The sequence below is a fragment of the Bacillus sp. SRB_331 genome, from assembly GCF_003264175.1.
Lineage (GTDB): Bacteria > Bacillota > Bacilli > Bacillales > Bacillaceae_G > Bacillus_A > Bacillus_A mycoides.
Genome location: NZ_NADV01000029.1, coordinates 44,792 through 56,729, shown reverse-complemented (window position 1 = coordinate 56,729; position 11,938 = coordinate 44,792). Strand labels below are relative to the sequence as shown.

Below are 11,938 nucleotides of genomic sequence, written 5' to 3'. Positions count from 1 at the left end.
ACATCTTATACTTATAATCCTAAACTACTACCACCCTTTGAAAAACTCTTGAATTACAGCTTCACCTTAAAACCAAATTATAAAATATTCACCCTTGGCACATGAATCTTTTATAATAAGATATGTAATATTAAAAACCTAACAGAACGGATGAACATAATGAAAGTTTTAGTAATTGAAGATGACCAGCCACTTTTAGAAGGAATTACAGCGATTTTACAGGAAGAAGGATATGAAATTGATTTCTCTGTAGCCGGTGATGAAGGATTATTCATGGCGAAACAAAATATTTACGATGCCATTATTTTAGATATTATGCTACCTGAAAAAAAATGGATTTGAAATTGTGAAAGAAGTACGTGCTGCTTCGATTAAAACACCTATTCTTCTTCTTACTGCTAAGGATAGTGTAGAAGACCGAGTAAAAGGTTTAGATGTTGGTGCAGACGATTACTTAATTAAACCGTTTGCAGTACCGGAGTTACTAGCAAGAATACGTGTACTGTTACGCGATAAAGGAACAATTGGAGATCAAAACGTTTCCTACGGTCCTATCCGGTTGCACATACATGAACATGACGGATACATTGACGACCACAAATTACATTTGACTATTAAGGAATACGAACTACTTGAATATTTTTTAAGAAATAAAGAACAAATCTTAATTCGCGATCAAATTTTTAGCCGCATTTGGGGTTTAGATTCTGACGTAGGGCTTGGTGTTGTAGATGTATATGTCCATTATCTTAGAAAAAAATTAAGTGTGTTTCATGATCGATCATTCATTCATACCGTACGTGGTGTCGGGTTTATATTCAAAGGAAATGACCAGAATGTTTAAAAAAACAAAAATACAACTTGTTACTTTAAACACCGTTGTTTTTTCATTGATTTTATGTATATTTGGTATCATTTTGTATATGTACATGAATCATATTATTTATGCACAAATCGATTCAAAAATTTACAGCGTATCTAAAGAAATACAGCAAGAAGGTATGAATCATATTATTAAAGAACATGATTCTAAACGGGAAGCAGAACGCAAAATTGTTTACTTGATTTGGGATAAAAACGGACAGTTCATAAAAAGCATACCAGAAAATGCAATCTTCTCTGTTGATATCGATGCCTTTTCACCTTCCCGGTTTCAGGATAATAAACTGCGGACACAAACAATTAATAACCATAGTTATCGTATCCTTAAGTTTGAATCTTCTTCCAGTTACATAAAAGATATCGGGATAAAATCGGCCCATACAATTGAGATTGTCTTAAATATAGATACAGAGGTAACTATACTACAAAATTTGCTCATATTGACTATCGGAGGCTGCCTCGCAGGGTTTGTAATTTCTTTACTTATAGGATGGTTTTTAGCGAATCGTTCACTTGTTCCAATTCAACAATCCTGGGAAAAGCAAACTCAATTTGCAGCGGATGCTTCCCATGAACTGCGAACACCGTTGTCTGTTATCCAGACACACTTGGAATTATTATTCCGTCATCCACACTATACAATTGAACAAGAAAGTATGACTATTTACAAAGTACTGCAAGAAGTAAAAAGGATGAATAAACTTGTATCGGACTTACTAACTCTCGCAAAGACAGACTCGAATCAACTACTTATTCAAAAAAAGGAGTTTCAAATAGGAGAGTTAGTCAGTACAATCATTCATCAATTTGAACCCATTGCAGAGTTGCGGAATATTTCTATTATTACAGATATAGATGAAAAGTTAATGTATAAAGGAGATACTGAACGGATTCATCAACTACCCATTATTTTGATGGATAATGCCATAAAATATAATGTCAAAAATGGACAAATCAAAGTCACCTGTAACAAGGATGGAAGTTTTGTCTTCATCATAATAGAAGATACCGGTATCGGTATTTCGAATGAAGAACTGCCTCACATTTTTGATCGCTTCTATCGCAGTGATAAGAGCAGAACATGTTCTGAAGGCGGAACAGGATTAGGTTTGTCTATAGCTAATTGGATTACAGAAGCTCATAATGGCGAAATAAAAATCCAGAGTGAATTGCATAAAGGGACATGCATTATCATTAAACTTCCACTATAATTAAAATAAAGGGTGTCAAGAGGATTTTCTTCCTATAACTTGACACCCTTTATTCATATAGAGCTAATTATAAAAAAATGAATAAGATAGCACTTTTATTTTTTAAATCGCCGTTGAAGTCGCTGACGCACCTATTGTTTTTTTATTTCTAGAAATTTTCCATGCTTTCCATCCATTTGCAACCAATATGCCCACTAACAGAAAAACTAATCCTCCAAATATCATATAAGAAACTATACTCGCTACAGCTACAATGACGCCAAATATAATTTGATCTTTATACTTACCTAAGGAAGTCGGCGGATCAGTAAGCATAAAAAACGCTAGGAATAAGGTCGAATTTATATAAGGGAATCTTAGCATATCACCTACATGTTCAATTCCTACAATACCCATAATCAGAAGAATAAGAAAATAAACACCTAAAAATGAAAAAATTTGTGGGAATTTATTCACTTTCTTTGTTACAAAAAATCCCGCGATACAGACAAACATAATACACCAAACAGGAAGCATAGATAGTCCTCCCCACCAGTTTTGTCCGCTTGAGAACAAAACTGCTGTGACAAGTAATCCGAAAGCTGCAGGATTAAAAACAGGTTTTTTCTTAACGGTAAATAGGTGCTTTGATGCAATTGCAATTGCTGCTGTTAATGCAGAAATATACGATGAAACCATTGGACTTAATACGAGCGCCACAATCAACCCTGTTATAGCGGCCCCTTCAGGAAATACGAACTTTCGTTTTTTGGGCATATAGAGTACGGTATCTATGAATATTGCAGTTACAACTGCGATCCCTGCATGAACAAGGCCTATATGATCAGCCGCATTTATCTGCGCTACTATCATTAATAAAAGCAGCATAACCAAGACGTATCTTTTAGGATTCATAAAAGGTTTATGACTTTGTTTTTTTCGCATGCTTTCTCTTGTTTCATCCACGATAACATATCCTTTTGATGTACGAATATATTTATGCCCCGCCTCACGCATTACGTTTACTTTTTTATCCATGTCCATTCAAATATTCCTCCATTCCTTGTGTCATATTTATGTCTAAAGAAGAGGTAATCCATATACCTTCAAGATCAACATTTTGCAGTAGCGCTCCCCCTTCTTTTTTGCCTAATAGAAAAGCTGCTGTTGAAAAAGCATCTGCCATCATCGTAAAAGGTGCGATTACAGTACAGCTTACTATATCAGATTGAGACGTCCCTAAATGTGGATGTATGATATGATGCTCATTCATACGAACAGAACTTTTTCGCTCATAGCTACCAGAAGTGCAAACGGCCTTATCGGTCAGCTGGACATTACAAATTGTTTTCTCCTTTTGGAAAGGATGCTGAATACCAATGACCCATGGTTCGCTCCTTTCATTCGTACCGCTAGCAAAAAGATCTCCGCCAGCGTTGATGACAAAACCTTCAAAATCACGTAGTTCTTGGACTGCCAAATCAATTGCTAATCCCTTTGCTACAGCACCTAAATCGAACAAAAGCGGTTTTTTTAACAAAATAGTCCGTTTTTCTTCATCTAAAATCACATCTTGATAACTAACAGGCTCTTTCGTAGCTAGAGGTGAAATAATTTCTTCTCCCGTTAAGTAATGACGATTAAATCCGTATTTCTCAAGTGTATGGCCTAACGTTGGATCAAATATTCCTTGCGTTAAATCAGCTACTTGCCATGCAAAACGAATGGCTTCAAAAAGAATAGAACTGACTTGCATAGCTTTACCACTTTGCATAGACAAACGTTTGAGCTCACTTTGATGATGGAAGCGACTACATACTTCTTCTACAGAGTAGAACGCTTGAAATGCCCTTTTCATTTTTTCTTTTATATATGTTTCTGTGCATGATGTGGCTATTTTAATATGAATAATTGTCCCCATACAAAGTGCGGATTGCTCATATGCTTTTCTAATATGATTAGACATTACCTGTCACACTTTCTGTATTTTGTTTATTATAAGATACAGTAGTTTGCTTCGCCTGTAATAAAGCATCCTGAACCGCTTCTTGAAAATCTTCTGTGCTTCTTGTTGCTCCAGAAACCACATCTACATCCGTACTTTGCCGATTTAGGACTTGTTGAGGTAATTCATCAATATAAGATTGAGAATAAGAAGTGGTACAGTCTGTGATTTTCACTGATGTAATTTTGTCTTTTTGAATTGTAACCACTACTGCTACTGAACCGATGTGATTTGTTCCTTGGCCATAATATGTTCCATCTTTATAAATACTCCTAATATTTTTAGCTGTACTATCGGCAGTACTAGCAGCCCCCTTTGATTGTGGCATAGATGCAGTTATATTTTTGGAAGCCTGTTCTACCTCTGCCTTTGAAGGTTCCGTAGCAATATATCCTGCTGTATAAATCATTCCTACAGCAACTGTGCATAGTGTAATCATTTTATTTCCTATTTTAGCCATCCTCATGACCTCCAGCATCATTATAAATAAAAATATTTGAATCTCTATTCCTAATTTTACATGGCTATTTTTAAAAAAGTTTTAAAAACTTCTCCCTAGTAAAAATAAAAGGACAATGGATATATTTATATCATGCTGTTGATTCGAAAGGAAACACGACCAATTTTTCCCTAAGTAAAACAAGAGACTAGAAGGCTGCAAAGCGCTTTTTCAAGAAAGCTTTGCAGTCTATTCATATCTCTAAGTCTCTTGTTATAAAAGTCGATAAGAATCCAGCTTATCCTATAGCAATTGCACAGTTAAAAAAAGAAAAAAGCATACCTGATGGTATGCGACTTAAACAACAAAAGTATTTGGATAACATAGTAGAACAAGCTCATCGCTTTATAAAGAAGCGAATCCGTTCTATGTTAGGATTCAGATACTTTGATACAGCTACATCCATTCTTTCTGGCGTAGAAACCCTAGTACAGGTGCGAAATGAAATATCTAATCCCTACTAAAAGCCCCCTTATCAACTTCCTATAATTCACATATTTCAACAATAGTTAGAATTTTAAAATAAAATCCATAATAAAAAACCTAGATAGTAGATTTACTTAAATTTCCACCATCCAGGTTTTACATTACATATAACTATAAATATTTTATTTCTCTCTTTGATACTCTATCCAATTACCAGAAATAATAAGTTTCTGTAACATCCGTTCATTTTGCGCAACATATACATAAACATTTATTTCTCTATCCGCAAAAAAGACTGATTGCGTAATCCGGTCATATAAATCTGTTTCTGCATTACCAGTGTATTCTTCAAGTTCATCTAACTTTTGCAGAACATCATCATTTACTTCGTAAACTTCTCCATACACCTTTTCCTCATTTGAACAAATCATTGCAGGGTATCCTTCATTTGTATCAAATAATTTGCCATACGTCCATGCTTCGTCTGCGATGCATGTTGCACCTTGCATATAATGAGCGTTCGTTTGCTCTTTTCTTAACGTGCCATAAACGAAAACATGATACATAAATCCCTATCCCCTTTATATGTCTCTACTTTCTTATTTGTAAATAAGCACGGATCATAAAGTAACTCACTTCATTTGGAAGCTGTTCTTTAATAGATTTCAGACCACCTTCTGCATTTTGTACAGCAGTTTCTATAAGAGATTCATACTCTTTTGGTACAAAACTTTGCCAATCTACTTCCATTCCATCCTCAAAAGAGCGAATTAAATGGTTTTCGATTGTTTGTCTTGATAGATCACGTTCTTTTGCAATCTCACTTAGGTCAATACCTTGTTTATACATTTCATACGTTTCTAAATGAGAATTCGCTGACGCTTTTCCTGATTTTTTACGCTCTGAAACAACTTCAGTCTTAATTGATTCAGCATAGTTTGGATTATCTTCAATAAAGTGCTGAACTGCTTGTAAGAAGTAAGACCCGTACTTCACAAGTTTGTGTTCTCCTATTCCTTTTACAGTTAGGAGTTCGGAATCACTTTGTGGCATTTTCGCACACATATCTTTTAACGTTTGGTCAGAGAAAATAACAAACGGTGGTACACCTTCTCCTTGCGCAATTTCTTTACGCACTTCACGAAGCACTTCAAATAAAGGATGGTCTTGAACAATTTGTCTCGTTTCTACTCGTTCTTTGCGTAAAACATTCACTTTACCAAGTAGTGCTTCTTTCCCTTTTTCCGTTACTTTTAATGTCGGATATGTACCATGTTCAACTGCAATCAACTCGTCTGAAATTAAAAACTCAATAAACTCACTGACTTCTTTTACACTACGGTTTGATAAAAGACCGTACGTTGGCAAAGTATGAAAATTAAATTCAATGACTTTCTTATTTTTCGATCCAGTTAATACTTGTGCAATCATTTGTTTTCCGAATCGTTGGTTCGTCCTGATCATACAAGATAGAACCATTTGTGATTCTCTCGTTACATCAATACTTTCACGGTCGTCCGTACAATTACCACAACGGCCGCAATCTTCCTTCGGTTCTTCTCCAAAGTATTGCAAAATAAATGATTGTAAACATTGTTCTGTATGACAGTAATCGGTCATATTTTGCAATTTTTCTAGTTCATTTGAAAAACGTGATTCTCCAGTTGATTGATCAATTAAAAAGCGTTGCACTTGCACATCTTGAGAAGAATATAACAAAATACATTCACTATCTAACCCGTCACGACCAGAACGTCCCGCCTCTTGATAGTAACTTTCCATATTTTTCGGAAGTTGATAATGAATAACGTAACGAATATTCGATTTATCAATCCCCATCCCGAACGCAGATGTCGCTACCATCACACTGATTTCATCTCGTAAAAAGAGTTCTTGCTGTTCATTTCGATCGTGATCGCTCATACCTGCATGATATTTCGATACAGAAACTCCTGCTTTCCCTAGATCTTCATATAACTGATCGACTACTTTTCTTGTAGCTGCATATATAATCCCAGATTCCTTCTGATTTTGACGAATATAATCTGCTAAATACGCATTACGATCCTGTCCTTTAATTACTGAAAATGATAAGTTCTCGCGCTCGAACGTTGTCATAATTGTATTTTCTTGATTAATTTCAAGCGTGCTACAAATATCATCACGTACTTGTGGTGTTGCCGTTGCCGTTAAAGCTAAAACGAGCGGTTTTTCTGGAAGATAATCTAATATGCGATGTATATGTAAATAACTTGGACGGAAATCATGACCCCACTGCGAAATACAGTGTGCCTCATCAATCGCAATCATTGGAATTTTCATATCGATAAGTTGGTCAACAAACTCCATAGAATCAAGACGCTCAGGCGCCACGTAAAGCAATTTGTAATGTCCTTGTTTCGCCAATTGAATTCGTTGATTCGCTTCTGTAATAGAAATAGAACTATTAATATATGTAGCGGAAATACCGTTTTGTATTAATGTATCTACTTGATCTTTCATAAGTGAAATCAAAGGTGATATAACTAATGTCGTTCCTTCGAATACTAATGCGGGAATTTGATAACAAATTGACTTACCACCGCCCGTTGGCATAATACAAACTGTATCTTTCCCATCTAATACATTTTTAATTGTTTCATCTTGTCCTCTTCGGAATGACGAATAGCCGAAATAAGACGCTAAAAGTTCTTGTGCTTTTGTAAACAAAAAAGAGTCACCTGCTTTTCTATATCTTTCATCTATTCCTATTATATCATCACTTATGCGTCATGAAAGTGCTGAATGAAAGAGTTATATATAATCTATCATCAAACTGATTCTCGCCATCCTTTTTCATTATTCTAAGTTTCTCTTCGTTAAGGATATTAATTAGTATCGGCGTTTTAGTTGCTTTCTACGTTTTACAACATATAAAACACAAATCTAGTATACAAGAAGAAAGAATTTCAATATAAATATTCATTTTATTCGCCTTCCTAGAATACTACTAATCGTATACATGTGAATTTGAGGAGGTTAAATTATGAAACGTAGTTACAATAGTTCCATCAAGCCTAAAGAGTCAAATGAAAAACTCCAATTTTCTAATAATGATGCGTGGAAATATGAATCATTTTATAAGTATCAGCCCTTATTTTCTTATAGCAAGCTTATGAATTTCCTTTCTCAACTTTTTAAACGTTAATACATGTGCCAAATATATATCATTCAAACAAATTTTCTCAACATATAACTTATAGACTTACTACAATACAGTTGTTACCATATATAATAATCTGTTAGATAAACCCCTTATGTTGACCTGCTTAAATTAGCAGGTCTTTTTTATCCTTACATATTGCAATGTATCGTAGCCTGGTTGAAAAGTCTTTTCTCCATTTTAGAACCCTATTCCGCTCTCCACAAATGATTATAATTCCAAAAAGCAAAATATAAATCCGCTACATTCATACGAGCAATTCATTTTTTCTCAATACACAAAGTGAATTTCATTTGTTACTATGAAGGTACTCTAGATGAGTCTTTGCTCATCAACATTATCTAGTTAAAGGGATCTGCTGCGGGAAGCAGATCCCTTTGACTTTATTAAAAAGTACCCTTCTCATTTGGACACATTTACCAGGTTATTTTGAAAAAATTTTATGTTAATATTACGTAGTCGAGTCCGACATCTCGGCAATACCCTTTTGAGGTCCTGCAATTTCCCTTGCAGGACCTCTATTACTTTAAAATTCTTTTGATTCATATATATCATAATCATGTTTTTTATTCACCTTCAACTTTCTCCTTTTTCAACTCTCCAAAAACTCTTGGACACGTAACTTAAAAATAACATTTATCATATTGTGAGATATACATGTTCAAAGGAGTGTAACTATTTATGTATACTTATTGGCAATCATATTACTCCCCTTATCATATCACTAATGGAAACTTCGATTCATTTGTACGAAATTACCGAGTTAGTAAAAACGAAAACTTTTTAAAAGGATATATGCGTTCTTTATGGGAACAACACGTCACTTGGACGCGATTAGCCATTATAGGCATCATCTTTAACTTGCCAGACGTAAACGTTACTGTTGGACGTCTTCTACAAAATGCAACACACATGGGGCTATCACTTGAACCATTCTACGGAGAAAATGCAGTAAAAAAATATAGTGCATTAATTAAAGACCATTTAGTAATTGCAGCTGATCTTGTGAAAGTCGCAAAAGCTGGTGATCAAAACGCAGCTGCCGCTATTGAAAAAAAATGGTACGCTAACGGGGATGAAATTGCTGAATTTCTTAACAGTATCAACCCATATATAGATAAAGATGAATTTAGAAAAATGTTTTATGAACATTTAGCACTAACAAAAGCAGAAGCACTTGCCTTCCTAAATAAAGATTATGAAGCAGGAGTAAAACTTTACGATAAAATTGAAAAAGAAGCATTAGAAATGGCTGATACTATAACAGATGCAATCGTAAAACAATTTCCGCAAGTATTTCAATAAAAATAAGCCGATTTGAAAAAACAAATCGGCTTATTTAGTTTTCTATCAATGATATTTCACCACTCCTCTTTACATTTAACGTATATCGATATATTTTATTAATATCCGTTTTTTATAGGAGGAAATAGTTTGATTAACGCCATTGGTCTCGTATTTATCCTCACAAATAAACACGAGAAAAAGAAGAAAGTTTATCTGAATGAAAAATTCGCATTAATAGACATTATTGATTCTAAGGAAGTATTTGATGATGAAGGTAACTCATTAGTAGAACTAACATGTAAATACAGCATATATTTAGATGAAAAATACTACTGTAAATCTCTCGATGATTATACCGGACAAGTATTCCCTTTCTTAAGCGCTAAAATAGGAAAAGGACTTCTTAGAAACTTAAATTATTACTTTTCTTACGTTGATGCCTATGATAAAAAACCACCTGATAAAGAAATAAGACCTCTTATGAAACAAGTAACTAACAGATAACAATAATCATTCAAAAAGAAAGCATCTAATTTTTGATGTTTTCTTTTTTGAATCAAGAACTCGTTACCTTTCATCCTCTTCTAAATGTATGTACCCAGGCATACTTTAAATTAAAAACATTGGAGGATTAGACTGAATGAAATACTCAGAAACAATTGTTAGTAAACGGCTTCGAACACTAAAAATGTCTGGTATGTTTTTCATGCTAGTTTTAATCGCATGGCTTGGATATACAAAATTACTTTATGAAAACGGATTTCTTCAAGAAAAGAAAAATTCAGTTGAAGTCATGAATACTAGCATTACAGGAGAAATTGAAAACACTTTTCATGTAAACTTACAAGGTTATCGTAAAACGAGCCTTGATATCGTAATAGATGCAAGTAAAACCGATCCGGGCGAACTATCATTAATTGAGCTCATCAATAAATCTTGTTCACAAGATTGCACAAGTGAACCTTCAACTTACGTTAAATCAAACCACGGATATATCTTTTATACAGAATCTAATGGTACGAATGTAGCTTTAAAAATAATAAAACAAGATTCATGGGGAATTGAAAAGAAATCCGTTCAAAAAGGAATTTAAAAGGTTCATACAAAAAAAGAGTACTTTACTTCAAAGTACTCTTTCAAAGAAAATTACCACTTACGGCATTTGTCATCATCGTCGTCACGTTTACGATTGCGACGGCAATCATCACAATCACAGTCACGTTTACGTCTACAACCACAATCATCAAAATCTCTGCGTCTACATCTACCAAACATTAAATCATCCCAAAATCTATTACAATCTCTACGTCTACAACCACAATTATTACACATGAATATGATTCCCCCTAATACAATATTAGAATTCATCATATTCTATGTTTAAAAGCGTAAAAAGGCTTGTTTAATAGTCTATTTTAAATGTATAAATGTGATATAATTTGAATCAAGTACTAATTCATGCCTATATTTCCTGCTGCCCTTCCACAGCCCCCTTCAATCTCTGCAACATATACCCAATTCCTTTACAATCTTCTAATGGATATGTAATGATTTCTTCTGGATATAGCTTCGTCACTACTTTTTTATGCTTCTTTCCCGCAAGTAAGACGATCTCTTCAAACTGAAGTAAATCTTTATCAATCATCTGTTGCTTTAATTGTTCAATACTAATAACCTCATCACTCTTTGAATCAAATGCAAGATCATAGTTTTCCTTTACAATATCATTTGGTCTTAAAAATCCATGCTTTGCTGATAATATAACCCAGTTCTCGAAAAACTCAGTTGCATACGCCTGACATGCTTTTCCGAATGGACTAATATATACATCTTTTGCCTCTGCCTCTCCGTAATCTAGGTAATTATCCCAAACCTTCTTCTTTCCGCATGGAATTATGCATAACCTTTTCATCGCTATTTCTTACCCCGCTTCTATATTTCTTATTAAATATCAATTTTTCAGTACATTTTTTTACAGAATACTATATACTAATATTGAAAGAAAAAATTATATTATCTTCTATAATTGGTTTAATTTATTTAGAATAATCTATTAAGCATATGTATTATTACATAAACACACCGTACTAAAGTCACTTTCATACAGCATGCAGACACCTCATCCTTTAGTGAATTTGTAAAGATTTTGTAAAAACAAGTACACTTAATCTCCCAATCGCTATTTAATAGTACAATATATAAATGTATTATTAAAAGGAGGTGAACAACTATGAGAAATATACTCCCAGCATTATTAGCTTATATTATTGTTTGTATCATTGCGATTATCATTCCAGCATCTGAGGGCTATAATACTGTAGGTTGGAAATTCTTTGTTGGGCAAGCGTACGCAATACCTATTTTCATTATTGCTGCTATTATTACATTTTATATAAATAAGAAACGATCTTATGAATAAACGATAAGTAGGATAGCTATTGCTATCC

The 11,938-nt window shown here is 33.9% G+C and carries 13 protein-coding genes and 2 pseudogenes; 8 read left to right on the top strand and 7 right to left on the bottom strand.

The window, feature by feature from the left end; genetic code table 11:
* Positions 1-159 precede the first annotated feature (159 nt).
* Positions 160-844, top strand: a pseudogene (locus tag B5P42_RS18630) (response regulator transcription factor).
* Positions 837-2,093 (top strand): sensor histidine kinase, encoded by a 1,257-nt coding sequence (locus B5P42_RS18625; RefSeq protein WP_113734891.1) that lies wholly within the window; start codon positions 837-839, stop codon positions 2,091-2,093. The pseudogene B5P42_RS18630 and the gene B5P42_RS18625 overlap by 8 nt, the downstream one beginning before the upstream one ends.
* A 102-nt stretch (positions 2,094-2,195) precedes the next feature.
* Here the strand turns inward: B5P42_RS18625 and B5P42_RS18620 are convergent, their stop codons facing one another.
* Genes B5P42_RS18620 through B5P42_RS18610 form a run of 3 tightly spaced genes read right to left on the bottom strand, consistent with a single transcriptional unit; the run spans position 2,196 to position 4,537 of the window.
* Entirely contained in the window at positions 2,196-3,116 is a 921-nt protein-coding gene (locus B5P42_RS18620) for an RnfABCDGE type electron transport complex subunit D (protein WP_113734890.1), read from the bottom strand.
* Positions 3,103-4,038: an FAD:protein FMN transferase gene (locus B5P42_RS18615; protein WP_113734889.1), complete on the bottom strand. Its 936-nt coding sequence runs from the start codon at positions 4,036-4,038 to the stop codon at positions 3,103-3,105. The genes B5P42_RS18620 and B5P42_RS18615 overlap by 14 nt, the downstream gene beginning before the upstream one ends.
* Positions 4,031-4,537, bottom strand: coding sequence for an FMN-binding protein (locus tag B5P42_RS18610; RefSeq protein WP_113734888.1), 507 nt, complete (start codon positions 4,535-4,537; stop codon positions 4,031-4,033). Before B5P42_RS18610 ends, B5P42_RS18615 begins: the two co-directional genes overlap by 8 nt.
* A gap of 98 nt (positions 4,538-4,635) precedes the next feature.
* On the opposite strand from B5P42_RS18610, the pseudogene B5P42_RS18605 reads away from it, so the two are divergent.
* Positions 4,636-5,040, top strand: a pseudogene (locus B5P42_RS18605) (IS6 family transposase); the annotation flags it as partial.
* 144 nt (positions 5,041-5,184) lie between these two features.
* Here B5P42_RS18605 and B5P42_RS18600 read toward each other — a convergent pair.
* Together B5P42_RS18600 and recQ are read right to left on the bottom strand one after the other, a co-directional pair.
* Positions 5,185-5,568, bottom strand: coding sequence for a gamma-glutamylcyclotransferase family protein (locus B5P42_RS18600; RefSeq protein ID WP_113734887.1), 384 nt, complete (start codon positions 5,566-5,568; stop codon positions 5,185-5,187).
* A 25-nt stretch (positions 5,569-5,593) separates the two neighbouring features.
* Positions 5,594-7,711 (bottom strand): DNA helicase RecQ, encoded by a 2,118-nt coding sequence (gene recQ / locus B5P42_RS18595; RefSeq protein WP_113734886.1) that lies wholly within the window; start codon positions 7,709-7,711, stop codon positions 5,594-5,596.
* A 316-nt stretch (positions 7,712-8,027) separates the two neighbouring features.
* Here recQ and B5P42_RS32060 point away from each other — a divergent pair, with 316 nt between their 5' ends.
* From B5P42_RS32060 to B5P42_RS18580, 4 genes are all read left to right on the top strand, one after another.
* Positions 8,028-8,189, top strand: a complete 162-nt coding sequence (locus B5P42_RS32060; protein ID WP_087947399.1) for a hypothetical protein — start codon at positions 8,028-8,030, stop codon at positions 8,187-8,189.
* 696 nt (positions 8,190-8,885) lie between these two features.
* Entirely contained in the window at positions 8,886-9,509 is a 624-nt protein-coding gene (locus B5P42_RS18590) for an acetylglutamate kinase (RefSeq protein ID WP_113734885.1), read from the top strand.
* Between the two features lie 129 nt (positions 9,510-9,638).
* A complete protein-coding gene (locus B5P42_RS18585; RefSeq protein ID WP_113734884.1) occupies positions 9,639-9,995 on the top strand; it encodes a cytoplasmic protein in 357 nt (118 codons plus the stop codon).
* A 136-nt stretch (positions 9,996-10,131) separates the two neighbouring features.
* On the top strand, positions 10,132-10,584 hold the full coding sequence (locus B5P42_RS18580; protein WP_113734883.1) for a hypothetical protein: 453 nt from the start codon (positions 10,132-10,134) through the stop codon (positions 10,582-10,584).
* Positions 10,585-10,637: 53 nt separating this feature from the next.
* On the opposite strand, the gene B5P42_RS18575 is transcribed toward B5P42_RS18580, so the two are convergent.
* Together B5P42_RS18575 and B5P42_RS18570 are read right to left on the bottom strand one after the other, a co-directional pair.
* Positions 10,638-10,823: a hypothetical protein gene (locus B5P42_RS18575; protein WP_113734882.1), complete on the bottom strand. Its 186-nt coding sequence runs from the start codon at positions 10,821-10,823 to the stop codon at positions 10,638-10,640.
* A gap of 130 nt (positions 10,824-10,953) precedes the next feature.
* Positions 10,954-11,403, bottom strand: a complete 450-nt coding sequence (locus B5P42_RS18570) for a DUF6884 domain-containing protein (protein WP_113734881.1) — start codon at positions 11,401-11,403, stop codon at positions 10,954-10,956.
* 318 nt (positions 11,404-11,721) lie between these two features.
* Between B5P42_RS18570 and B5P42_RS18565 the strand changes: the two genes are divergently transcribed.
* Positions 11,722-11,910, top strand: coding sequence for a DUF4017 family protein (locus B5P42_RS18565; protein ID WP_113734880.1), 189 nt, complete (start codon positions 11,722-11,724; stop codon positions 11,908-11,910).
* Positions 11,911-11,938 lie beyond the last annotated feature (28 nt).